Source organism: Megasphaera vaginalis (ex Bordigoni et al. 2020), from assembly GCF_900240295.1.
In the GTDB taxonomy this organism is placed as follows: Bacteria; Bacillota; Negativicutes; order Veillonellales; family Megasphaeraceae; genus Megasphaera; species Megasphaera vaginalis.
Map to the genome: position 1 here is coordinate 486,336 of NZ_OEQB01000001.1, position 23,799 is coordinate 510,134.

General features: G+C 50.5%; 21 protein-coding genes. 3 read left to right on the forward strand and 18 right to left on the reverse strand.

Going from position 1 to position 23,799, the window contains the following annotated elements; genetic code table 11:
* Positions 1 to 64: 64 nt before the first annotated feature.
* From queF to C0977_RS02470, 12 genes are all read right to left on the reverse strand, one after another.
* Complete coding sequence (gene queF / locus C0977_RS02415) at positions 65 to 547, reverse strand: preQ(1) synthase (protein WP_101912290.1); 483 nt, start codon at positions 545 to 547, stop codon at positions 65 to 67.
* Positions 544 to 1,239: a 7-cyano-7-deazaguanine synthase QueC gene (gene queC / locus C0977_RS02420; RefSeq protein WP_101912291.1), complete on the reverse strand. Its 696-nt coding sequence runs from the start codon at positions 1,237 to 1,239 to the stop codon at positions 544 to 546. Before queC ends, queF begins: the two co-directional genes overlap by 4 nt.
* Positions 1,240 to 1,258: 19 nt before the next feature.
* Positions 1,259 to 1,849, reverse strand: coding sequence for a GTP cyclohydrolase I (folE, locus tag C0977_RS02425; protein ID WP_101912292.1), 591 nt, complete (start codon positions 1,847 to 1,849; stop codon positions 1,259 to 1,261).
* Positions 1,850 to 1,851: 2 nt separating this feature from the next.
* Positions 1,852 to 2,508, reverse strand: a complete 657-nt coding sequence (gene queE, locus C0977_RS02430; RefSeq protein WP_101912293.1) for a putative 7-carboxy-7-deazaguanine synthase QueE — start codon at positions 2,506 to 2,508, stop codon at positions 1,852 to 1,854.
* Positions 2,499 to 2,930, reverse strand: coding sequence for a 6-pyruvoyl trahydropterin synthase family protein (locus tag C0977_RS02435; protein ID WP_101912294.1), 432 nt, complete (start codon positions 2,928 to 2,930; stop codon positions 2,499 to 2,501). The genes queE and C0977_RS02435 overlap by 10 nt, the downstream gene beginning before the upstream one ends.
* 198 nt (positions 2,931 to 3,128) lie before the next feature.
* Positions 3,129 to 3,707: a histidine phosphatase family protein gene (locus C0977_RS02440; protein ID WP_036242115.1), complete on the reverse strand. Its 579-nt coding sequence runs from the start codon at positions 3,705 to 3,707 to the stop codon at positions 3,129 to 3,131.
* Positions 3,708 to 3,822: 115 nt separating this feature from the next.
* Complete coding sequence (gene nifJ, locus C0977_RS02445; protein ID WP_023052580.1) at positions 3,823 to 7,356, reverse strand: pyruvate:ferredoxin (flavodoxin) oxidoreductase; 3,534 nt, start codon at positions 7,354 to 7,356, stop codon at positions 3,823 to 3,825.
* Positions 7,357 to 7,597: 241 nt separating this feature from the next.
* Entirely contained in the window at positions 7,598 to 8,890 is a 1,293-nt protein-coding gene (locus tag C0977_RS02450) for a hypothetical protein (protein ID WP_101912295.1), read from the reverse strand.
* A 438-nt stretch (positions 8,891 to 9,328) separates the two neighbouring features.
* A complete protein-coding gene (locus C0977_RS02455; protein ID WP_101912296.1) occupies positions 9,329 to 10,495 on the reverse strand; it encodes an SAM-dependent methyltransferase in 1,167 nt (388 codons plus the stop codon).
* Between the two features lie 12 nt (positions 10,496 to 10,507).
* Positions 10,508 to 11,347, reverse strand: coding sequence for a bifunctional 5,10-methylenetetrahydrofolate dehydrogenase/5,10-methenyltetrahydrofolate cyclohydrolase (locus tag C0977_RS02460; protein WP_101912297.1), 840 nt, complete (start codon positions 11,345 to 11,347; stop codon positions 10,508 to 10,510).
* Positions 11,348 to 11,355: 8 nt separating this feature from the next.
* Positions 11,356 to 13,332, reverse strand: coding sequence for a penicillin-binding transpeptidase domain-containing protein (locus C0977_RS02465; RefSeq protein ID WP_101912298.1), 1,977 nt, complete (start codon positions 13,330 to 13,332; stop codon positions 11,356 to 11,358).
* Position 13,333: 1 nt separating this feature from the next.
* The gene (locus C0977_RS02470) at positions 13,334 to 14,764 is read right to left on the reverse strand and encodes a CCA tRNA nucleotidyltransferase (protein WP_419177918.1); all 1,431 of its coding nucleotides are present in this window, start codon (positions 14,762 to 14,764) and stop codon (positions 13,334 to 13,336) included.
* A gap of 207 nt (positions 14,765 to 14,971) precedes the next feature.
* Between C0977_RS02470 and C0977_RS02475 the strand changes: the two genes are divergently transcribed.
* The 3 genes from C0977_RS02475 to C0977_RS02485 are packed head-to-tail and all read left to right on the forward strand — an operon-like array spanning position 14,972 to position 17,764.
* Positions 14,972 to 15,499: a cob(I)yrinic acid a,c-diamide adenosyltransferase gene (locus C0977_RS02475; protein ID WP_023052571.1), complete on the forward strand. Its 528-nt coding sequence runs from the start codon at positions 14,972 to 14,974 to the stop codon at positions 15,497 to 15,499.
* Between the two features lie 21 nt (positions 15,500 to 15,520).
* Entirely contained in the window at positions 15,521 to 16,783 is a 1,263-nt protein-coding gene (locus C0977_RS02480; protein WP_101912300.1) for a M20 metallopeptidase family protein, read from the forward strand.
* A 27-nt stretch (positions 16,784 to 16,810) separates the two neighbouring features.
* On the forward strand, positions 16,811 to 17,764 hold the full coding sequence (locus C0977_RS02485; protein WP_101912301.1) for a cobalamin biosynthesis protein CobD/CbiB: 954 nt from the start codon (positions 16,811 to 16,813) through the stop codon (positions 17,762 to 17,764).
* Positions 17,765 to 17,812: 48 nt separating this feature from the next.
* Here the strand turns inward: C0977_RS02485 and C0977_RS02490 are convergent, their stop codons facing one another.
* The 6 genes from C0977_RS02490 to C0977_RS02515 form a co-directional block, all read right to left on the reverse strand.
* Entirely contained in the window at positions 17,813 to 19,015 is a 1,203-nt protein-coding gene (locus C0977_RS02490; RefSeq protein ID WP_101912302.1) for a multidrug effflux MFS transporter, read from the reverse strand.
* A complete protein-coding gene (locus tag C0977_RS02495) occupies positions 19,012 to 19,686 on the reverse strand; it encodes an HAD family hydrolase (RefSeq protein ID WP_101912303.1) in 675 nt (224 codons plus the stop codon). Before C0977_RS02495 ends, C0977_RS02490 begins: the two co-directional genes overlap by 4 nt.
* 129 nt (positions 19,687 to 19,815) lie before the next feature.
* Complete coding sequence (nrdG, locus tag C0977_RS02500) at positions 19,816 to 20,322, reverse strand: anaerobic ribonucleoside-triphosphate reductase activating protein (protein WP_101912304.1); 507 nt, start codon at positions 20,320 to 20,322, stop codon at positions 19,816 to 19,818.
* Between the two features lie 9 nt (positions 20,323 to 20,331).
* Positions 20,332 to 22,479, reverse strand: a complete 2,148-nt coding sequence (gene nrdD, locus C0977_RS02505; protein WP_101912305.1) for an anaerobic ribonucleoside-triphosphate reductase — start codon at positions 22,477 to 22,479, stop codon at positions 20,332 to 20,334.
* A 232-nt stretch (positions 22,480 to 22,711) separates the two neighbouring features.
* On the reverse strand, positions 22,712 to 23,422 hold the full coding sequence (locus C0977_RS02510) for a tRNA threonylcarbamoyladenosine dehydratase (RefSeq protein WP_101912306.1): 711 nt from the start codon (positions 23,420 to 23,422) through the stop codon (positions 22,712 to 22,714).
* Positions 23,422 to 23,787 carry a VOC family protein gene (locus C0977_RS02515; protein ID WP_023052539.1) on the reverse strand — a complete coding sequence of 122 codons (366 nt, stop codon included), beginning with the start codon at positions 23,785 to 23,787 and terminating at the stop codon, positions 23,422 to 23,424. The genes C0977_RS02510 and C0977_RS02515 overlap by 1 nt, the downstream gene beginning before the upstream one ends.
* Positions 23,788 to 23,799 lie beyond the last annotated feature (12 nt).

The following is a 23,799-nucleotide window of genomic DNA, read 5'->3' on the forward strand; positions in this document are numbered from 1 at the left end:
AAAGCGGCAATGCCTAGCATTGCCGCTTTTCTTCCGTTATCTCCAAACGGCGCCGTCACTTATTTCAGCGATTGTCAACCCGTTCAGGGACCAGATCGTGTCCAGCCAGACGTTTCCAAGCGATATCTTCCCATTTCGTTCCCGCCTTGCCGTAATTGCAGTAGGGGTCAATGGAAATCCCGCCGCGTGGCAGAAAACGCCCCCATACTTCAATATAACGCGGTTCCATACAGTTGATGAGATCTTTCATGATGACATTAACACAGTCTTCGTGAAAGGCGCCGTGATTGCGGAAAGAAAACAGGTACAGCTTCAAACTTTTGCTTTCAACCATCTTCACGTCCGGCACATAGGCAATAGTCAAAGCCGCAAAATCAGGCTGTCCCGTTATCGGACAGAGACTGGTAAATTCGGGACAGTTGAATTTAACGAAGTAATCATGATCACGGTGCTTGTTGATAAAAACTTCCAGCACATCGGGATTGTAGGCCTTTTCATAGGCCGTATGCCGACTGCCGAGTCGTGTCAACCCTTCCGTATCGTTCATGGCGTTCTCCTTTCCACCGCCGGATCAACGGCGCCGTTAGCAGCAAAGGCCGCCGCCCGTTCCCGACAGGTGCCGCAGACGCCGCACGGCACTTCGCCGCCGGCATAACAAGACCACGTCCGTTCATAAGGAACGTTCAAGGCCAGTCCCTGTCTGACGATATCGCGCTTATACCAATGCAGAAACGGCGCCACAACGCGAAGCTGATGGCCCGATCCGGCCCAAATGGCGACGCTGATACCGGCCTGAAACGCCGGCGAGCAGTCGGGATAAGCGAAACCGGCGGCATCTTCCGCATGGACACCGTAATAAAGAAGGTCACACCCTTCACTTAAAGCGACACCGGCGGCAGCCGAAAGAAAGAGGCCATTGCGAAAGGGAACGTATGTCGCTACCGGCTTTTCTCCTCCTGTCGCTGCAATCTGTTCTGCATACGTGGCCTGTGGCACAGCTTCTGTCGATTGCTGCAACAATGCGCAATTGCTGTATTGAAAAACGGCGTCAAGATTGATTTCCAAGTGCCTGACCCGATAGTAATCGGCAATTGACGCTGCCGCGGCCAGTTCCTTCCGATGCTTCTGTCCGTAATATATGGATAAGGTGATGACGTTATCGCTGCCGTGTTCCGCAACGGCCATGGCCAGGGCCGTCGTCGAATCGATACCGCCGCTAGATAGAACAAGTGCTTTCAATGTTCCGCCTCCTGAGCTTTTATTTCAAATACAGCTGCAACGCTGTTTCCGTCTTGAATCGTCCGCGCAGTTCCGCCGTGCAGGTTTTCGTATTCGTCTTGCGGATACCGCGGCAAGTCACACAACTGTGCCGGCCTTCAATCAGAACGGCAATATCCTGACTGCCCGTAATTCGGGAAAGAATGTCGGCTATATCCGCTCCGATTCGCTCTTGCAGCTGAAGCCGCCTGCCGGCCATGTCACAGATCCTGGCGATCTTGGACAAGCCGATGACCATGTTGCCGGGAATATAGGCGACAGTGGCCTTCATGTCGTACATGAGTGCCAAATGGTGTTCACAATACGAAAAAAACTCAATATCCTTCATGACGACAATGCGATCTTTATCTGCCGTCATCGCTGCTGTCACATCGTTATCGTCTGCAACGGCAAAAGTCTTAGCAAAAAGCGCTGCCAACTCCTGATTGGAATAATTCATGCCGGCAAAAACCTCTTCATACATATTGGCAACACGTTGCGGCGTTTCCTTCAGCCCGGCGCGGTCCGGATCGGCGCCGAGGGCCGCTAAAATCCCGCGAACATGCACCGCAATAGCTTCCTTGTCAATCATCCCTATACACCTCGCATATCAGGCGGCCAAATCATTTTGTGCAGCTGCAATTGCAGTCTCACACCGTTCCATCTCTCGCGGCTCATATACCGAACGATCCGTTTCGGATCAATACGGCCGAAAACGGGACTGATATAGACAGTGCACCGCTCAGTCAGTTCATGGCGGCGGATAACTTCCCCGGCACGCTTCAGATCCTCTTCCGTAGAAGCAACAAACTTGACGGCATCACCGGGCCGGAGACATGCAAAATTTTCAAGCACCATCCGCTCTTCACAGCCGCTGCCGGCCAATTTATAATCCAATGTAAAGTGCGGTCGCCCTGCCGTACAAAAGGGAGCCAACGGAACGGCGCCGTTCGTCTCCACTTCCACCTGACACGACGTCCTCCTGTCAAAAAGCTGCAAAAGCGTCGCCATCTCCTCTTGCAGCAGCGGCTCACCGCCTGTAAGCGTCACATTGGTAACGCCGGCAGCGAGAACATAGTCCGTAATCGCTTCAGGTGTCAACTCTTCATATGGGCAATCCGCTTCATTGGCCCAACGCGTGTCGCAATAAGAACACGCCAGATTGCAGCCTTGAAAACGGATAAATACGGCCAACGCACCGGCACGGGGACCTTCGCCGTTAATGCTGATGAATTTCTCTGCTACTTGCATTCAGTCTCTCCTGTATAGACGGCACAGTTATTCGGCGTTTCGTACACTTTTACGGCCGTCACGGCTACTCCTCGCGCCGTCAGAAGCGAAAAAAAGTGAGCGGCAAAGTTTTCTGCCGTCGGCCTGAACGGAACTTCCGTCAAAAGCATGGACTCTTCCCGCAAAGCGGTAAGCGTACGTTCCCGAAGGGAATCTTTTTCGTAAATCAGCGAATGATCCAGTTTGCGACAAATATCTTTCAGCGCTGTCCGCAAAACAGCAAAATCCATGACCATGCCGCGAGTCTGTTTTTCCTGTTGCAACACGCCGCCGGCCTGTGCAATCACACGCCAACGATGACCGTGAATATTGCGGCATTTTCCATCATAATCACGAAGAAAATGCGCAGCATCAAAGCATTCTTCACATTCCAAATAAAACATCTTTTTCTCCTATAAAAAAGAGCCCTGCAGCAACGCAGAGCTCACCGTTTTGTGGCAACAAAACGACAATAATGCCGGGCGTCCTGGTTTTGTTTAGGGACAGGATGGCACGAACGAACTGTCCATAATAATACACGGTTTTAGTCTACATGGGACAACGCATTTTGTCAAGTAAGGCCCTCCGGCGGCAAGATAAGCTCAGCAGGGAAACTCCAGTTTGATAATCTGTCCGTTCTTTACGGTCTGACTGGAACGAAATTGCCGCATATATTCCCGATCGGCCATCCCTTCCTTCGCCGCGACAAGTAAAAGATTGCGGATAAATTGCGCATGCGTAAACACGACGATAAACGATTCTTTCCGTTCCCGCAGTCTTTGCAATGTCTCCCGGATGCGGCAAAGAAGCTGACTGTAGCTTTCAGCGCCGCTGCCGTCACAGTAATCGGGATCCATTGCCCGCCAATACGCCACTACTCGAGGACGCCGCTGGACCGAGGTCGTGCCGACGCAGGTAGCCGGCGCCAAATAGACGAATTCCCGCACACTGTCCCATATTTCCCTTTTTGCAGCCGGCCATTTTTGCAACGTCGGCGCCGCCGTTTCTCTGGCGCGCAAATATGGCGACGTAATGATCAGTTCCGGCTCGGGAATGTTGTCGCTGACTGCCGACGCCTGTTCTCTTCCCCGCAAGGAAAGCGGTATCGTTTCATGATCATTTGTTGCTTCTCCCGCATTGGCCAGGCTTTCACCGTGACGAACAAACCAAATTTCCTTCATCTTTTTCCTCTCCCTTGCCGTTTTCTTTTTTCATTATAAAACAAAAATGAGGCGCTGCAAATGCAGCACCTCATTTTGTAAAGGTAGGCGTATTTTTATTACTGAAACAGAAGACTTATTTTCCTGCTAATTCTTTATATGTTGCATATTTATCTTTTGCGTAGGCTTCGGCTTTCGAGAAGAGTTCTTCAGCCATATCCGGGAAGGTACGCGTTAACGCGGCATAGCGCGTTTCACCCATGAGGTAATCGCGGAAGGAACCGGTCGGTTCTTTCGAGTCGAGAATGAACGGGTTCTTCCCTTCTTCGGCCAGCATCGGATTATACCGATAGAGATGCCAGTAACCGCATTCAACGGCACGTTTCATTTCTTCCTGCGCCTTGCCCATGCCGCAGCTGAGGCCATGGTTGATGCAAGGCGAATAAGCGATGATGATGGACGGGCCGTCATAGGCTTCCGCTTCTTTGATAGCCTTGATCATCTGATTCGGATCAGCGCCGAGAGCGACCTGCGCAATGTAGATATGACCATAGGACATGAGGATACGTCCCAGATCCTTTTTGTTCGTCCGCCGGCCGGCAGAAGCGAACTGCGCAACGGCGCCGATCGGCGTAGCCTTCGAAGACTGTCCGCCGGTATTGGAATATACTTCCGTATCGACGAGCATGATATTGACATTGACATTCATGGAAAGAACATGATCCAAGCCGCCGTAGCCGATATCATAAGCCCAGCCGTCGCCGCCGTACATCCAGATCGTCTTCTTCACGATATGTTCTTTATGGGCCAAGAGATAATCGCGGATTTCTTTCGCTTCCCCGCTGAGGTTGGCATTGACCAAGGCGGCAATCAAAGCCTTGCTCGTTTCTTCCGTCACTTCCCCTTCATTGCTGACGCCGTACGATTCCAACCATTTTTTAGCCGCTTCGTGAAGCGTTCCGTCGACGAGGGGCATGAGTTTTTCAACGTGCAGCCGGATAGCGGCGCGCTGCTGATCCATGGAAAGGTACATGCCCAAAGCAAACTCGGCATTATCTTCAAATACGGAATTGGACCAAGCCGGACCACAACCATTTTCATCGGTCGTATAGGACAAACTCGGCATTGCGGAACCCCAAGCCTGCGTACAGCCCGTTGCATTGGCAATCAGCATCCGATGACCGAAGAGCTGCGTCAACGTCTTCATATACGCCGTTTCGGCGCAACCTGCGCAAGCGCCGGAGAATTCGAGGAGCGGCTTATTGAACTGGCTGCCTTTGATCGTGAATTTATCGAGCCCCGTTTCTTTCTTGCTCAGGGTCTGCGCATAATCCCAGTTGACGCTTTCATGGCGCTGTGTATCGAGCGGTTCCATGACGAGCGCCTTATCCTTGGCCGGACAGATATTGGCACAGGTGTAGCAGCTGTAACAGTCGAGAGGCGAAACTTGGATGCGGAAACCGTATTTTTCCAATCCCTTACCGATGGCCGGTTTAGTTTCAAAACCTGCCGGAGCGTTCTGCTGTTCCGTTTCATCAACCAAATACGGGCGAATGGCCGCATGGGGGCAAACGAGAGAACAACGGTTACATTGGATGCAGTTTTCACGGATCCACTTCGGAACGACGGAAGCGATGCCCCGTTTTTCATACTGCGTCGAACCTACCGGATAGGAACCGTCCGCATAGGGAACGAATTCGCTGACCGGAATATCGTCGCCTTTCTGGGCATTGGAAGGCGCGACAATCTTCTGAATAAATTCGGGCAGATCACTGCCTGCCGCCGTTTTTTCATCGTCCGGCAGATCGAGCCAGCTAGCCGGAACTTCGACTTTTACCATGCCGTCCAAGCCGCGATCGACAGCCGCCTGGTTCATGGAAACGATCTTGTCCCCTTTGGCCATATACGTCTTGTAGATGGCGTCTTTCATATGCTTAACAGCATCATCGATAGGCAAGATATTGGCCAGTTTAAAGAAGGCCGCCTGCAGTACCGTATTCGTCCGGTTGCCGAGACCGATTTCACCGGCAATCTTCGTGGCATCAATGATGTAAAATTCGATCTTTTTCTTGGCGATCTGCCGTTTTACTTCATTGCTTAACTGTTTTTCCAGTTCTTCCGGCGTCCAGCTGCAATTCAGGAGGAACGTACCGCCGTCACGAATTTCGCCGACAATATCATAGGTCCCCATATACGCCTGCTTATGGCACGCCAGGAAATCGGCAGCTTTAATGTAGTATGTGGCGCGAATCGGGTTTTTACCGAAGCGGAGATGGGACTTCGTAACGCCGCCCGATTTTTTCGTATCATATTCGAAATATGCCTGTACGTACATATCCGTGTTATCGCCGATGATCTTGATGGAGTTCTTATTGGCGCCGACAGTTCCGTCGGAACCGAAACCCCAGAACTTACAGTTCACCGTCCCTTGCGAATCAACGGCAAGCGGAACATCAGGAATAGACAGATGGGTTACATCATCATTCAGGCCGACGGTAAAATGCATCTTCGGATTCAGCGAATCCATATTCTTGAATACGGCATTGATCGAAGCCGGCGCTACGTCCTTCGAAGACAACCCATAACGGCAAGCCAGGATATCGACCGGTTTAGCGACATGTTTCATTGCGGCGCAAACGTCTTCATAAAGCGGTTCGCCCAAGGCGCCCGGTTCTTTCGTGCGATCCATGACCGTAATCGTGCGGACCGTGTCCGGCAATTCCTTCAGGAAATGTTCCAGCGAGAAAGGACGGTAGAGATGTACCTGGAGATAGCCGACCTTCTTCCCTTGCGCCATCAGGGCATCTATAGTTTCCTGAATAGCGCCGGTAGCGGAACCCATGGCAACAATAACATGTTCGGCATCTTCGGCGCCGTAATAATTGAAGAGCTTATACGTTCTGCCCGTCAGTTCACTGATCTTGTTCATATAGTCTTCAACAATATACGGCAGTCTGTCATACCAGAGATTGCTGGCTTCTTTCGACTGGAAATACATATCCGGATTGGTAACGGTACTGCGCATAACCGGATGTTCCGGATTCAAACCGTGATGTTTGAAATCGTAAAGAGCGTCACGATCAATCAGCTTAGCCAATTCTTCTTCAGGCAACATGTAAATTTTTTGGATTTCATGAGATGTGCGGAAGCCGTCAAAGAAATGCATGAACGGCACGTGCCCTTTAATCGCCGATAAATGAGCGACAGCCGCCAAATCGGCACATTCCTGAACGCTGGCGCTGCAAAGCTGTGCCAATCCCGTGTTGCGACAGCCCATGACATCCGAGTGGTCGCCGAAGATAGACATCGTATGCGTGCCGACTGTACGAGCGGCAACGTGCAGCACCACCGGTTTCAACTGGCCCGAAAGACGGTGCAGCACCGGAATCATCAACATCAGGCCTTGTGAAGCCGTAAACGTCGAACAGAGACTGCCGGCTTCCGAAGCGCCGTGAACAGCGCCAATAGCACCTGCTTCCGACTGCATTTCAACTAATTTTACTGTTTGTCCGAATAAATTTTTCCGCCCTTTAGCAGACCAGACATCCACGTGTTCTGCCATCGGCGATGACGGGGTAATCGGGTAAATCGTCGCAACTTCCGTAAACGAATACGCTACGTCCGCTGCCGCTTCATTACCGTCAAGGGTCTTAACGATCTGTCGTACCATATAAACCACTCCTTCAGCTTAAATAATTACGCAAATACGTAGAACGTTTAACTAAATTATAAACGTTTATAGTATACTTGTCAAGAATAATTGCATTGCTTATTTCACATAAGTGATTTGGAAATAAACTTGCAAGTATACGAAAAATCACAGATCAAACATAACTGACACACTCTCCTTTCCGTAACACAAGAGGCCTGCCGCAGCCTTGCTGCCAACAGGCCTCTTACTGAACCCCGACCTAGCTGAAAGCCAGGAACGGTGAAATAACCAACAGAATGCCGATCGAACTGATCGTGCACAACTTCCAATCACGATAGTGTTTGAACTGCGGCGTCTGCATGACCAAGTAAACCGGCATTAAGCAGCCGAGAACCCCCATTAACGGGCTTAACAAAGTCGTAAAGGTCAAGGCCGGTGCATTGAGCGCAATAGCCCCCCACGAAACGCAGACACAGAAGACGCTGATCCCGTATTTAATCATCTTCTTGTTAACGCTTTCTTCCTTCACATACCGCAGCAAGACATTCATGGCAATGCCGTAGCAGGAATCGCGGAACGAAAGGAATACCGAAAAGAACGCCGTTACGACGGCAAAGATGTTAAGTACCAGACTGAGAATCCGCACTGCCGCACCGTCCATACTCTTCGCTGCCATGGCCAAGGACGAAATATTGGCTTCGTAAGCAGCGACAGCCTGTTCATGACCGACGGCAATATTGAAGGAGAGTGCATAGAAGACGACGACAGTCCACAACGTCCAGAAGGCGATTTTCATGACTCGCATGGAACGATAATACGCCAAGACTTTGTTATCCGATTTGGCGCGGTACGAAATGACGACCGGACTGATGCCGATGAAGAAGGTAATCGAAAGAACCGTCAGCGGCAACATAACGATGCTGTTTTTAATCAAGTAAGTAACAGACGGGAACTCGCCGATATTGCCAAAATTCCAATACTGTACCATGACGACGCCGAAGAAAGCGATGACGAGCAACTTCGTTAACACCATACCGGACGATACTTTAAAGAGCAACTTTTCTCCTTGCGACGCAATCAAAACGAGACAGCAGATAACGGCCAACCCGTAGAAAATGTTGTCAGACAGCAACGTTTCCGTGACGCCGAAGGTCTGCAAAAAGGACGCGCTGTCGTTCGTTAGGGCCGTCGAATAGAGGAAAATGACGATCGTCGTAAAGGCAAAGTAGAGGAAGCCAAGGAAAAAGCCCCAATTTCGCCCTAAGTACCCTGAAATGATACCGGCAAAGTCTTCACACTTATCGGAATTAGCCATAATTTGTATGTATAATTTCTGAAACTGGTACAAAATGGGATATCCGATCGCTGCTGCAACGATATACACCCACAACCCGACTAAGCCTACTTGCAACGGCAGGAACACGATACCGGCACCGATAGCCATGCCGATACACATAATAATCCAACCTAAATCCATTCCGGAAAATTTGGAAGCCTTCTTCCATTCTTCCAAGGTCATACCCGCTTTTTTTGCATACTCAAGTGATGACATACGTGAAACCTCCTATGGGTAATTTTCTCCATGTACTACATAAACACTGCTCTTCTCCCTTTTTAAGTTAAACCTGCTATTTTTTTACTTGCAAAAAATAGTATTTTTATTCCTTTCATATTTTTTCTATACGGCCGTTTCTTTTAACTAAATTTTAAGTTACAACGTTTTACTTGTCAATATACACGAGGTTCTTATTATGTATAAACAAGATTGATTGTATTCGTTTTTAGAATTATTGTATATATCATCATAAAATTTTATGTTAAACGTTTTATTAAAATTGATATTTTTTAACGTATATTTTATATATTATTACATTTTATCGGTTTTGTAATATTAACGAAATTCCTTAAAGATGGAAATAAAGCCAAAAAAACACAGTCCTCTGACAGAGGACTGTGTTTTCTGTTTTCTTGAAAGGCAATACACCTTGTTTTAATACCACCGCGTCATCGGCAGATCATTGTTGCAGCCTTTCGTCATCAAGACTTGATGCAAGTCGATATTGCCGATATAGAAAGCAACAGCACAGCCGCAAAGATATAAATCCCACATGCGGACAAATTCGCTGCCGCGTTCAGCCTCCACCTGATCATGAACCTTTCGAAAATTATCATACCAGCATAATAATGTTTTATAATAATGGCGCCGCAAGCTTTCCACATCAAGAACACGGAATTCCGTATCATAAGCGAGATCGATGATTTCCCGCAAAGACGGTAAGGTGCCGCCGGGAAAAATATACTTGCGCATCCACGGATTGCTGACGCGCTCATCAAGGCCACTGATGTAGTGCAGCAAGAACAAGCCGCCGTCGACTAAAAGATGCTCTGCCGTTTCCATATAAGTCATGTAGTTGGAACGGCCAACATGTTCCAACATGCCGACACTGACGACACGGTCAAATTTCCACTTCGTCTCCGGTAAATCCCGGTAATCGGCCAATTCGATCTGTACCTGCTCTTCAAGTCCCAGTTCCCTGATCCGTTCCTGTCCCTTATGCCATTGTTCCCTGCTTAGGGTACAACCATACCCTCGAACGCCATATTTCTTTGCCGCTTCAATGAGCAAATATCCCCAGCCACAGCCAATATCCAGTAAACGCATGCCCTTTTCCAGATGGAGCTTTTCCAAAATATAATGGACCTTTTGCTGCTGCGCCATCTCCAACGTATCCGCGTCGCCCTTAAAATATGCGCATGAATAGCTCATGGACGGGTCAAGCCACAATTGATAAAAGTCATTGCCCAAGTCATAATGTGACGAAACCTGCTGCTTTTGACTCCCCTTGGATTCCGATTGGAATAAAAGTCCTTTCAATCCTTTTCGATCAAGAGAAAAGCGGTCATTTTGCTTCAACATGCATTTCAACGCCGTAAATAAGTCGCCTTCAATATCAATATCCCGACGCATGTACGCTTCTCCCAAAGCCAATGATGTCGAAGCAAGCAAGTCCTTCTTAGGAATATCTTTGTTGACAACTAACGTAAATACCGGCGTTCCTTCACCGATCGTGTAGGTTTCGCCATGGAGACGAACGGAAAAACAAAATTGATCAAAGCGGTGAAGATAATGGATAAAAAAACTATCTAACAAATGCATAGACACTCCTCCTTACTCCGTCTCCGCCAAAGTGCGGACGACATTTTTCAAAACCATTATCGTCGTCACGGCGCCGACACCTCCGGGAACAGGCGTAATGGCGGCGGCTTTTGCCGTCGCCGCCGTAAAATCCACATCGCCTACAGTTTTACCGTCAATCCGGTTGATGCCGACATCGATGACAACGGCGCCAGCGGCAATCATATCGGCAGTCACAAAACCGGCCCTGCCTACGGCGGCAATGAGAATATCCGCTTCCGAGGCCAGCACCGCCAAATTCTTCGTCCGAGAATGACAAACCGTTACCGTCGCATTTTGCTTTAAGCACAGCTGCGCCAACGGTTTGCCGACGATATTGCTGCGGCCGATAACGACCACGTGTTTTCCTTCCAAATCAATTCGGTAATACGCCAAAATAGCCATAACGGCCTGCGGCGTACACGGCACAAAAGCGGGCTTGCCCGAGAAAAGACGCCCCATGCTCCGTTCCGTAATCCCGTCGATGTCTTTTTCCGGCGCAATATACTCACTCAGCTTTGCCGCCGAGAGATGCTCCGGCAACGGCATCAAAAGAAGAATCCCTTTAATCTCATCGGCAGCGTTGAGTTTTTCCAGCAACGCCGCTACCTCTTCCGCCGCCGCAGACGCAGGCAGTTGATAGGGATGAAACGGCAGACCGACTTCAACGGCGCGGCGTTGCAACGCCGTACGGTACAGCGCCGACGCCTTGTCGTCCCCGATCTGCACTACAGCCAAACACGGCAACGCTCCTTTTTTTCCCAATGCTGCCAGGCCTTTGATCAGCTGTTCTTTTTCAAAAGCGGCAACACACTTACCGTCCAATACGCGCATCTTTTCTCCTATCGCATAAACGTAACGAAAACATCACTGCCGGGCTCTGCATACGCCTCTGCCGGCGGGTCCTGATAAACGGCATTGCCGCTGCCGTTAGGAACAAACCCCAGTCCGGCGCGATTCAGCCAATCATTGACTTCGCGGTTGTTCCAACCGATAAATGACGGCAAGAGGATCCCCTGGTCCGTTGTTTTCACGTCCGGCATCGTTCTCGTCTTTTTCTGCTCCGTATCTCTCGGAATATTCCCGCTGTCAATCGATCCAGACGGCGCGACGCCTTTGAATCGCACAATGTCCGTCATCATTTCTTTAAAGACCGGAGCCGCGACTTGCGCTCCGTAGTACGTGCCGTTCGGATTATCGACGACGATCAGAACGACATACTGCGGATCTTCCAGCGGCCCGAAACCGATAAAGGAACCGATATACTGCCCTTCAGCGTAGCCCGTTCCTTCCGCATTCAACCGTTGCGCCGTTCCTGTTTTACCACAGAATTGATACCCCTCTATTTTTGCGTTCTGGCCGCCGCCTGACGAAATTTCTTCCGCCATGATTTTGCTGATGGCACGACTGACGTCTTCCGAAATAGGCTGTCCCACTTCTTCCGGCTCCGTCCGCTTGTAAACGGAACCGTCGGGATTATCGACTTCTCGGATAACGAACGGCTTCATCATATGTCCACGATTGGCAATAGCGCCGAATGCCTGCACCATCTGTAAAGGCGTAACGGCAATACTTTGCCCGATAGCCATTGTCGCTTCATCAATATTGCTCATTTTGTCAGGATCAAAGAGGATTCCCTCGCCTTCACCGGGAAGCTCGATACCGGTCGCTTTACCGAAACCGAATCGCTTGGCATATTCCGTCAAGATTTTACCGCCTGTATGAATGCCGATATTCGCCATCCCGGTATTGATTGAATACATGAGTATTTCTTTCAGCGTGACCTTCCCCATACCGGCATCGTCCCAATTATGAATCGTCCTGTCGTCGACATCAATATAACCGACATCATCGTACGTATCGTGAAGCCCCCATTTTCCGGAATCGACGGCAGCCGCCGCCATGATCGGCTTGAAAGTGGAGCCCGGTTCATAAAGATTGACAACGGCCCGGTTTTTATATGCCGCCGGCGAACCTTTCCCGAAATCATTGGGATCAAAATTCGGTCTGCTTGCCATCGCCAGTATCTCTCCCGTCTTGGGATTCATCACGATGATCGCCGCTCCTTCAGGGCGATTTTCCTTCATGATGCCGTCTAGGCCCCGTTCGGCGACAAACTGTATCGTCGTATCGATCGTCAGATGCACGGATCGTTCCTGGTCGGGCAACACCTGTGCCAAGGCGGATTCCAAAATAGGTATATTATTTCTGTCCGTCGTCAGCCGTTGATTTTTAATATCGCCGCGGATATCTTTATCAAGGACCATTTCGATGCCGTCCAAGCCGTGATCGTTATCTCCGACGAAACCGATCAGCTGTGCTGCCAACGTTCCGTTCGGATAATACCTGCGGTTTTCATCAATAAAGCGGAGACCTTTCAAATTTTCCTTGCGAATGACCTCCTCAAGGGCCTTATATTTATCATGATCCATAGTCCGATCCAGCCAAACGAAAGCCGTATCGCGGGAAAGACGCTCCGTCAGTTCGGCTTCGGAAAAGTGCGAATACGGCGCAATATATTTGGCCATTTCTGCCGGCGTTTTTTCGATCATCGTCGGGTCGGCATACAGTGATTTCGTCACTTCGCTGATAGCCAGAATTTTCCCGTCCCGGTCGAGGATCATGCCGCGCGGCGACTGCAATTTGCGGTCTTCTTCCGTCTGCGCATCGGCGCGCTCCGCCAATGAGCCGCCCTGAACGATTTGCAGCCAGCCCAGACGCCCGGCGATGAGACAGCAAACGATGAGCAGACAGCGTCCGCAAAAACTGATCCTCTTCCGTATTTTCTTATGATGTGAATCGTTTGTATTAAGTAACATATTACGTTTCCGCTTTCTCTTGTCGTTTCAGCCATTTTTCGGCAGCCTGAAACAGCGTTTCGGCATCGTTATCCAACTCGTTGCTCTGCACGCGGAGCAGCAGGTTTTTCAAGCAGTTGCCGGTCAACTTGCCGCAATGCGACGGCAAACGCCGATCATAAGCGAGATCCCGCGTACTGACCGGCATCTGGCAGGCAAGATCGGCCAGAAAACGGCCGAACTCCGCTGTGCCCGCCGTTTCCGCCGCCGCGCGGCCGCAGCCGATGATATCAGCGCAAGCCAGCGCAGTCGCCTGCTCAACGGCTTCCATCAATTCGGCCGTCCTCTTGAACGGCCCTTGCTGCGCTTCACGGCGCAGCCATTTATGCAGATCGCCTTGCCCCGTATTGGAAAAATAATGAAACTTCATGTGCGTCTTTACCAGCCAAGAAACCCGTCTGATCAAGTCCGGCGACTTCTGCCAACGCCGTAAAATATCGACGGCCATAGCGGCCCCGCAGGCATCGTGACCGTAATCGGTCAATCTGCCGTCGTGCCTGCCGCGAATACCGGGCAGTCCCTTCGCCATATCATGAAACAACGCGCTATACCGCACCGTCAGCGACGGCGGCGTATGCGCAACGACGGCCAGCGTATGAACCCAGGCGTCATAGGCGTGAAAAGGACGGGACTGCGGCGTCTGCGGCAGATGCGACAACTCCGGCAAGATCGGCACCGGAAGATAGACGCCGTTTACCTTCTGCCGGCAAGAACAGTCGCCAAGTCCGGACCGAACGAGAATATCCAATCCCTTGTACGCCGCCGGCGTTACCAGGAGACGGTCAATCTCGCTGACAACCCGCTCCAAAGAAAGACCGGACACGCGGTCAAAAGCCGCCGGCATCGCACGCTGCAATTCTTTTACAGGTTGAAAGTCCAACTGACCGACAAAACGGCAGGCGCGAAAAAGACGCAGCGCATCTTCACGGAAACGACGCTGCGGCTCGCCGACAGTAACCAATCGTTTTTTCTTCACATCATTCCGACCGTTGACATAATCATAAAGATGGCCGTCCTTATCCATTGCCATGGCATTAACCGTAAAGTCACGGCGCAACACGTCTTCCCGCAACGAATCGGCATACCATACACGTTCCGGGCGGTGGGAATCGCTGCCGTAAGACTCGCCGCGAAAGGTTGCCGTTTCTATGACCTTGCCGTCGACGACCAATACGGTGACAGCGAATCGTTCGCCACGGATTGCCGCAGTATGCCACCCCTGTTTCGCCACAATGCGCCGAATTTCTTCCGGCCTGGCCGCCGTCGTCAGATCATAGTCATGAGGTTCCCGACGCATGAGCAGATCGCGAACGGCGCCGCCGACAACATAGGATTCAAATCCGGCATCATTTAATGCCGTCAAAACCTTTCGTACAGATTGATCCACTATCATCCGCCTCCTCCGTTCGCCCTGCCGGCTCAGTGTTTACCTGTTATTATACCATTGCTGCCTGAGAAATAGCCAGTTTTTTTTGAATATATGCGCGCCGGGGACAAAGCTTCTCGTCGTCGAATATCCGCACATTTACTTTGCGCTGCAAATAGTCCGTGTTATACTAATACACATAACCATGTTAACCATATGACAGAGGAGGTATATATGGATACAGGGCTGATTCATATTTATTACGGTGACGGCAAAGGCAAAACGACGGCAGCCGTGGGCTTGACCGTCCGCTGCGCCGGCAGAGGCGGCAAGGTACTCTTCTGCCAATTTTTAAAAGAAGGGGAAACGGGAGAACTCACGATCCTGAAAAAGATACCGTCCGTTTCGATCCTGCGCGGAAAAGGCTGCGAAAAGTTCACCTTTCAAATGTCGCCGGAAGAATGGGAAACGGCACGCCGCCTGCAAGCGGAGCTTTTTCGTACGACCGTCTGCCGCTGCCGCGACGAAGGCTTCGATATGCTGGTACTTGACGAAATCAATATTGCCTGCCGACTCGGCCTGTTATCTTCGGAAACGGTGCTGTCCTTCTTGCAGACGAAGCCGGAAAAACTGGAAGTCGTCATGACCGGCAGAGATCCGTCAGCAGAACTCATCGCCGCTGCCGACTATGTCTCGGAAATCAGAAAGATTCGACACCCCTATGACCGGGGGATACAGGCTCGCACAGGTATTGAGGATTAACAGAGAAAGGAAAACCTACCGATGGCACTCCATATACAACAAGCCGTTGCAGAAACAAAAGACAAGATGGTCTTTCTGCGCCGATATTTTCACGAAAATCCCGAGCTGTCGCTGCAAGAGACGGAAACCTTAGCCGTTATTAAAAAGGAATTGTCCCTTTACCATATTCCTTATACGCACGTAGAAAACGGCGGCATCATCGCCGTCCTGCAGGGAAAACAACCGGGCCGCACGCTGCTTCTCCGCGCCGATATCGATGCGCTGCCCATTGAAGAGAATCCCTGCAATCTCTCCGGCCGGCGTATCTGCATCTCCCGTCGCCACGGCGTCATGCATGCCTGCGGTCATGACGGTCATACAGCCATGCTGCTGGGTGCGGCTAAAATTCTGTCCGAACACAGAACCGATTTTTCCGGCACCGTCGTCTTCATGTTTGAACAGGGAGAAGAAGAGTCCGGCCCGCTGGAGAAATTACTCCATTATCTGAAAGAAGAAAGCGGTCTCCATATCGACGGCTGCTATGCCACACACGTCCGTTGGGACGTCCCGACGGGAAAGATTGCCATTTTAGATGGCGCTCCTATGGCAGGCGGTTTCGGTTTTAAAATCAAAATCACTGGCAAAGGCGGTCACGGTTCACGGCCGGATTTGGCCAAAAGCCCGATCGACTGTTTCCATGCCTTCTACAATGACCTGCAATCCCTGCGAATGCGCATCGTCTCGCCGCGCCAGTGCCTGGCCGTCTCACTCGGGTCCGTACACAGCGGCGAAGCATTAAATGTCATTCCTGCCGAATTGGTCTTCTCCGGAACCTGTCGTTTTTTCAGCTACGAAGACGGCGGCCGTCAATTTTATGAAGCCTTTTTGTCGCTGTTGGAAAAATCCTGCGCCGTCTACGGTTGTACCTATGAAATTCTCCACTTGCCGAAACCACTTTTTGAAGTGCGCAATCAGCCGCAATGCACGGCTATCGCCCGTCGCGCCGCCATAAGCTGCCTCGGCCAGGACGCCCTTGGTGACTGTGAACCGTGGATGGCGTCGGAAACCTTCGCCATAACATCGCGGCTCTATCCTGGCGTCCTCGTCTTCACCGGTATTGCCAACGCCGAAAAGGGCAGTGGCGCCAATCACCACACGCCGGAATTCGATTTGGACGAAGACGGCCTGACCGCCGGTCTGACCATGTGTTTGGCCTATACACAAACCTTCCTCACCAACCGTGATCCCATCGAATTTACGCCGAACCCAGAACCGCTGGACAGCTTAGCTGCCAGAAATATTTAACCTCCCGGAAAGGATTGTCTATAACTTATGATTTATATACTCGCCTCCATTGGCTTTGCTTATTTACTGAACAGATTAATCGGCGATTTCCCCATTATCCCGAAAGTTCCCCAATTACTGACTCGCTTCATCGTGTACACAGAAGAACGTTGGTATAAGGCTGAGGGCACGCCGAAATCCCAATCGACAAAAGGTATCTTCGCTTTAATTTTTGCTGTTATCGTTGCCTTCTTTCTGCCAGTCATTTTCATTTTTTCTCTCTATTACGTCTATCACGGTGCCGACTGGATTGCCCACACGATTATTTGCTGCCAACTGCTCGGCATGCATACGATTCAAAAATCGTGCGAAGCCATATTTAAAGGCCTCCACTTCGATGACATACAAGCTGCCCGAAATGCTTTCACAGACTTTTCCAGTTTGGACAGTGCCGATCTTACAGGCGAAAATCTGATTCGGGAAACAGTGCTTACTACGGCAGAACAATCACTGCGGACCGTAACGGCGCCGCTTTTCTTCATGTGCATCGGCGGTGCGCCTTTGGCTTGTCTCTATACGCTCACGGAAATCATGACTCGCAGATCGATTTTGCATCCCGAACTGACCCAATTCTACAAAGGCGCCCGCTTTGTCAACAAATATTTGCTGGCTCTGCCGGCTCGCTTTTCAGCCCTCTTTATGATTTATGCCGCCTATTTATGCCGCCTGTCATCCAAAGAGGCCCTACACATCTTGCGCCGTGACCGCGGTCTTTCTTTCAATGACACCTATACGACCGCGCCTCTCGCCGGTGCCCTGCAACTGCGCCTTGGCGGCACAGTCAGCTTCGGCGCCGTCACACTGGTACGACCGACCATAGGCGACGAGGGAGAAACGCCGGCTGAAGGCCACATTCAAAAGGGGAAAAGCATGATGTACGCCGCTTCAATCTGCGCCTGGATCATCTTCCTTATTCTGTCTTGGCTTTGCTTTGTCCGTTAAATTGACAAAAAAGCGGTACAGCCCATGGGCTGTACCGCTTTTATTCATTTAATAAGAGGCTCTCCCCGATTCTGCACGATAAATGCAAGCGTAAAAGATAAGCAAGGCGCCGACTTCGCCGAGAACCATGACGATTGCCATGGGCAGAGCCGTCGCACTGCCGCCGATGCCGACGACCGGTGCCATGACAGCGCCTGAAATCATCGACGAAAAGCCTATCAACGCAGAGGCACTGCCGGCATTCTGCGCCTGCCTTTGCATAGCTAATGAGAAGCTGCTCGTACTCATCGCCGCCAAGGTTGATACGGTCACAAAGAGAAGAGGAACGACGATGGCTAAGGGCAAGTGCAGCCAAAAAGCAACGAGGAGCAACACACTGCCGATGACGGCAATCCACAGAGAAAGACACAAGGCCTTCCACTCAGGATAGACGCCGGCAGATCGACCGACGAGGATACCGCTGATCATCAAGCCGATGCCGTTGGCGCCGAAAATAAGACTGAATCCTTGGGGTGAAACGTGATAGACGTTTTGAAAAACGAAGGAAGATCCGGAAATGTAGCCGAAAAAGGCTGCAAATCCAAAGCATTGCATCAGACAATGGCCCATGAAGTAAGGCTGGTGGAACAGGTCGCCATACCCGTTCATACTGGCCAAGAAACCGCCAATCACTCTGCGTCGCAAAGGCAACGTTTCCGGCATCAACAACGTGACGAGCCCCAAGATAAGCCCCAAGATAAAGAGGAGCCAAAAGACGCCGTGCCACGTTGCAAAAAGAAGTATTTGCCCGCCAATGACGGGAGCCAAGATAGGCGCAATGCCGTTGACCAGCATGAGCATCGAAAAGAAGCGTGTCAATGCCGAACCGCTGCAAACGTCACGGGCAATGGCCCGGGCAATGACGATACCTGCCCCGCCGGCAGCCCCTTGAATCAGGCGAAAAAAGAGAAAGGCATAAATGGAAGTCGCAAAGATACAGCCTGCCGTCGCTGCCGCAAAAATCAGCATGCCGCCGAGCAGCGGCAGCCGCCGCCCCTTTTCATCGCTGAGCGGCCCAGCTACAATTTGACCGAATGCCATGCCGGCCATGGATGCCGTCAAGGTCAATTGTATCAGCGACGGCGTCACGGCAAAATCTTGCATCATCACCGGCAGCGCCGGTAAATACATATCCGTCGACAACGGCGCTATAGCCGATAAGGCGCCGAGGAAAATGGTAAAAAAAAACATAACCTGTCGTTGTTGTTTCATCGTATCACCTCTTTTTCCCGCTCCAATCGCTGCGGTACCTCCGCCAGCGAAGCACACCGAAACCATATCGCACCGGCCACATCTTCCGGCACCGTTCCCAAATCGGGCACCCAGACGGCGGCGATATCTGCAGCATGGGCGGCTTGCAGTCCTATGGCGGAATCTTCAAAAACGACGGCTTGTGACGGCGCTACGGATAAATGGCGGCAAGCTGTCAGAAAAATATCGGGCGCCGGTTTACCGTGCGCAATCTCTTCCCCGCTTTGCAACAACGTAAAATACGGCAGAAGACCTGTCTTTTTCAGAAGATACCGAATTTGCACCAGCGGAGACGAAGAAGCCACGGCGCAGGCGATTTTCTTTTGCCGCGCGTAATCAAGACACTGTTCGAGACCTGCCTTGACAGGGATATCATGTTCTTGGTAATACCGTTCCTGATACGCCAATTTCACGCGCCGTACAGTTTCATAGGGGAAGTCACTCCCCAAAAAACGGCGAAACACGTCGCCGGCCGTAATCTGATTCATTCCCAACACGGCAAAAAAGGCTTCGTCAGGCACATCATACCCGAACTGCGCGGCAGCCGCCTGCCAACACTGCGCCGATATCGGTTCCGTGTCAAACATCAGTCCGTCCATATCAAATATAAAAAGTTTGATTTCTTTCTTCATAATCCGCTCCTGTAACCTGTATTTTCAAGTTGAATAAATTTCATTATAGCCTTTCTTGTCCGCTTTGAAAAGAGCCGTCAACGACAAGAGCAGATGCGCCGTAAAACGCACCTGCTCTTGCCGTTACAATTATCTGCCGTCAGGCCACAGGAGGACTGCCGCCCCGGCAGCCTCGCTTTTTTTTATATCAATGACACGTTGATTGGCAGAACCGCGAAAGTAAAGTCCCGGATCCTTCAAGGCCTCTACAAAACGACCGTCTACCAATACATCACACAGTTCAAGAAGCTGAACGCGTTCTTCATCCTCTCGGATTTCTTCGTACGTATAGCCGGAATAAACCCATATATCCTTTTCGGGAACGGCTTTACGAACATCGCGCAGCAACGGGATCAAGGCTTTCGCGTTTTGCATCGGCTCACCGCCTAAAAGCGTCAGTCCCGAAACGACAGGCAACCGAAGATAAGAAAGCAGTTCCGCCGTCTCAACATCGGTCCATTCTTCTCCTGCCGAAAAATCCTGATACGCTTCATTGAAACAGTTGACGCAATGATGCGTACAACCTGTAACAAACAAAGAGGTGCGGATGCCGGGACCATTGGCGATATCAAACTTACGGATCTGACCATATCTCATACAAACCACCTATATGTGGAGGACACGGTCCTTTATTTCCTTGGTCCGCCCTTCATTCCAAAAATTTTCACCCAAATACCCGCACGTCCTGCGAATAACGGTCAGCTTCGAACGATTCGTATTATGACAGCGCGGGCATTCCCACTCATTGTCATCATTGACGACAATCTCGCCGTCAAAGCCGCAAACATGGCAATAATCCAACTTCGTGTTAAATTCGGCATAGCTGATATTATCATAAATGTAGCGGATCATCGTCAAAATCGCCGGTACATTATGCGCCATATTGGGAATTTCGGCATAACTGATGCACCCGCCTGTCGATTTATCTTCAAACTCCGATTCAAACGAGAATTTATCAAAAACATTGATCGGCTCGCGAACATCGACATGATAACTGTTCGTATAATAGCCCTTATCGGTAACGTCTTTGATCTCACCGAAACGGGCTCTGTCTTTCTTGCAGAACCGATTGGTCAAACTTTCTGCCGGCGTGCCGTAGAGAGCAAAGCCGATATTCGTTTCTTCGCGCCACCGTTTGATATGGTCATTGAAATCGTCCATTACGCGATGCGCAAAAGCCTTTCCTTCCGGTTCCGTATGCGAGCAGTGCTTGGTCAGCAACGTAGCTTCATACATGCCGATATAGCCGAGAGACAGCGTCGCATACCCGCCATACATGAACCGTTCCACCGTTTCTCCCGGCTTCAGGCGTGCAATGGCGCCGTATTGCCAATGAATCGGCGAAACGTCGGACGTGATTTTTTTCAGCAGCTCGACACGTAGCAACAACGCCTTTTTACACAATTCCAGGCGTTTGTCGAGTATTTGGAAAAACTTTTCTTCATCTCCGTCAGCCAAGATCCCGATTTGTGGTAAATTCAGCGAAACGACGCCCATATTGAAGCGGCCGTCGAATTTATACCTGCCCTCTTCATCTTTCCAGGGACTGAGGAAAGAGCGGCAGCCCATGGGGCTGAAAACATTCCCTTCATACGTCTGGCGCATCTTTTTAGCCGAAATGTAATCGGGATACATCCGTTTCGCCGTACATTCGGCGGCAAGTTCCGTCAGATAATAGTACGGGCTGTTCTGATGAATATTATGTTCATCCAGGACATAAATCAATTTCGGAAAAGCCGGCGTCACATAGACATCCGCCTCATTCTTGATGCCTTGAATCCGTTGCCGCAGCAGTTCTTCCGTGATCAGCGCCGCTTCCCGGGCGTACTCGTAGTCCCGGGGGAAATACATGAAAAGTGTTACGAACGGCGCCTGTCCGTTCGTCGTCATCAACGTATTGATCTGGTACTGGATCGTCTGAATGCCGTCTTTAATTTCTTTTTTCGTCCGCTTCAAGGCAATCTCCCGAGCCTTATCCATGTCCGGTTCGATACCGTATACTTCCCGTTGTTCCTCGACGACGGCCTTCATATATTTTTCGTAAGACTTGCGCACATAGGGAGCCAAAATACGGTCAATGCCGTTGATCGACTGACCGCCGTACTGTCCGCTGGCGACTTGAGCTATGATCTGCGTCGTTACGGTACAGGCCACCTGAAAAGACTTCGGCGTATCGATCTTCTTGCCGTTAATGACGGTGCCGTTGGCCAGCATATCCTCCAAATTAATGAGACAGCAATTGAACATAGGCTGAATGATATAGTCCATATCGTGAAAATGAATGGCGCCGCTGTCATGGGCCTGAACGATATCGGCAGGAATCAATTTACGCCGCGCAATATCCTTCGATATTTCGCCGGCAATCAAATCGCGCTGTGTCGATACGACGTGACCGTTTTTATTGGAATTTTCGTCGAGAACGTCGAGGTTCGTATTATTCAACAACCCGAAAACATCTGTGTCCGTCGTATTCGTCTGCCGCTTGAAAGCCTGGATGGCCTTGTAATTTTCATAGGCCCGCGCCGTCGCCGGATTATTATACTGGATCAGTTTGTAATATACCTGATCTTCAATAGCGTAAATGGTCATTTCCTTCTGCATGGCAGTCGCGTACGCCTCTATTTCTCTAGCGATGGCTTCGGCCTGGCCCGCCTCGTATACGCCGCTGCTGCTGTTCATCGCCTTCTCGATCGCTATCGTGATCTTGCTTCTGTCAAAAGGCACCTTCGTCCCGTTTCTCTTGATGACGTCCATACCGCACGCTCCTTCATACAGTATATAGTATATATAAAAAATAAACCACTTTTTCCCTACCACATATCGTTTATCGTCTCCATGGAGTCTATGACAATATTACTACATCTGGTACTTCATGTCAATGATCATATACATGATATATGATCCGGAACGATTGCTTCTGTTTGGCTAAACTACGCAAAAAGAGGCGGGTTTTCCACCTGCCTCTCGTTTCTTCTGCTCCTATTCTTTATGGTAATCCGATCAGATCGCGAATGACGGCGCCGGCTATGATCAAGCCGGCAACGGAAGGGACAAAGGAGATGCTGCCGGGACTCGGACGCGCGCCGTCATGGTTCTGCCGCGGCGGCAGCGGCGGTTCTTTCGAGTAGACAACTTTGACGCCATGAATACCTCGTTTTTTCAACTCTCTGCGCATGATCTTTGCCAGGGGATCAACGGAAGTCTTTTCAATCGTCGACACTTCAAACCATTCGGGATGCAGCTTGTTTCCCGCTCCCATAGATGAAATGACGGGAATTCCCGCAGCAAAGGCTTCTGCAACGACGCCGATCTTGGCCTGCACCGTGTCAATGGCGTCAACGATATAGTCGGCTCCCGCATTCGCAATAAACCCGGCCTCTTCATCGGGCAAATAAAAGACAGCATGCGTTTCCACAACCAGCTCCGGATTGATCGACAAAAGACGTCGCTGCATAACATCCGTTTTGCGCTGTCCGACCGTTTCCGTCGTAGCGCCGAGTTGCCGATTGAGATTCGACGGATCAAAGGTATCGGCATCAATCAGGATCAAGCGGCCGATACCGGCACGACACAGTCCTTCGGCGACGAAAGAGCCCACGCCGCCCAGACCGAAGACCATGACCGTTTTTTTCGCGAGATCGGCGACTTTATCCGCGCCGATCAGCAAAGCCGTCCGTTGTGTATATTCCGCTTTCATCATTTGCGTTCCGGAACGATTTCAAGCCAATATCCGTCAGGATCGGCAATGAAATAAATACCCATGTGCGGATTTTCGTAAACGACACAATCCATCGCTTTATGTTTGGCTAACGCCGCAGCCATATCGGCAACGGCAAAAGCCGTATGGAATTCATTTTCACCGAGATTATACGGTTCTTTACGATCCTTAAGCCAAGTCAGCTCCAAACAGAAATCGCTGACACCGTCACCGACGTAAACGATCGTAAAAGCCGGATTTTCAATGCGGCGGACTTCTTTCAGTCCCAGGGCCGCTTCATAAAAATCCATGCTTCGTTTCAAATCGAGGACGTTAAAATTCGTGTGTTTAAATGTAAACTGCATACGTCTGTTTCC

Coding starts and splice junctions, on each gene's coding strand:
- folE (WP_101912292.1), bottom strand. CDS start 1,849: ATGATTGACAAGGAAGCTATTGCGGTGCATGTTCGCGGGATTTTAGCG.
- C0977_RS02490 (WP_101912302.1), bottom strand. CDS start 19,015: ATGAAACAACAACGACAGGTTATGTTTTTTTTTACCATTTTCCTCGGC.
- C0977_RS02470 (WP_419177918.1), bottom strand. CDS start 14,764: ATGATAGTGGATCAATCTGTACGAAAGGTTTTGACGGCATTAAATGAT.
- C0977_RS02435 (WP_101912294.1), bottom strand. CDS start 2,930: ATGTTTTATTTGGAATGTGAAGAATGCTTTGATGCTGCGCATTTTCTT.
- C0977_RS02515 (WP_023052539.1), bottom strand. CDS start 23,787: ATGCAGTTTACATTTAAACACACGAATTTTAACGTCCTCGATTTGAAA.
- C0977_RS02450 (WP_101912295.1), bottom strand. CDS start 8,890: ATGTCATCACTTGAGTATGCAAAAAAAGCGGGTATGACCTTGGAAGAA.
- C0977_RS02480 (WP_101912300.1), top strand. CDS start 15,521: ATGGCACTCCATATACAACAAGCCGTTGCAGAAACAAAAGACAAGATG.
- C0977_RS02485 (WP_101912301.1), top strand. CDS start 16,811: ATGATTTATATACTCGCCTCCATTGGCTTTGCTTATTTACTGAACAGA.
- nifJ (WP_023052580.1), bottom strand. CDS start 7,356: ATGGTACGACAGATCGTTAAGACCCTTGACGGTAATGAAGCGGCAGCG.
- nrdD (WP_101912305.1), bottom strand. CDS start 22,479: ATGGACGTCATCAAGAGAAACGGGACGAAGGTGCCTTTTGACAGAAGC.
- queF (WP_101912290.1), bottom strand. CDS start 547: ATGAACGATACGGAAGGGTTGACACGACTCGGCAGTCGGCATACGGCC.
- C0977_RS02455 (WP_101912296.1), bottom strand. CDS start 10,495: ATGCATTTGTTAGATAGTTTTTTTATCCATTATCTTCACCGCTTTGAT.
- C0977_RS02495 (WP_101912303.1), bottom strand. CDS start 19,686: ATGAAGAAAGAAATCAAACTTTTTATATTTGATATGGACGGACTGATG.
- C0977_RS02465 (WP_101912298.1), bottom strand. CDS start 13,332: ATGTTACTTAATACAAACGATTCACATCATAAGAAAATACGGAAGAGG.
- queE (WP_101912293.1), bottom strand. CDS start 2,508: ATGCAAGTAGCAGAGAAATTCATCAGCATTAACGGCGAAGGTCCCCGT.
- C0977_RS02510 (WP_101912306.1), bottom strand. CDS start 23,422: ATGAAAGCGGAATATACACAACGGACGGCTTTGCTGATCGGCGCGGAT.
- C0977_RS02440 (WP_036242115.1), bottom strand. CDS start 3,707: ATGAAGGAAATTTGGTTTGTTCGTCACGGTGAAAGCCTGGCCAATGCG.
- nrdG (WP_101912304.1), bottom strand. CDS start 20,322: ATGAGATATGGTCAGATCCGTAAGTTTGATATCGCCAATGGTCCCGGC.
- C0977_RS02460 (WP_101912297.1), bottom strand. CDS start 11,347: ATGCGCGTATTGGACGGTAAGTGTGTTGCCGCTTTTGAAAAAGAACAG.
- C0977_RS02475 (WP_023052571.1), top strand. CDS start 14,972: ATGGATACAGGGCTGATTCATATTTATTACGGTGACGGCAAAGGCAAA.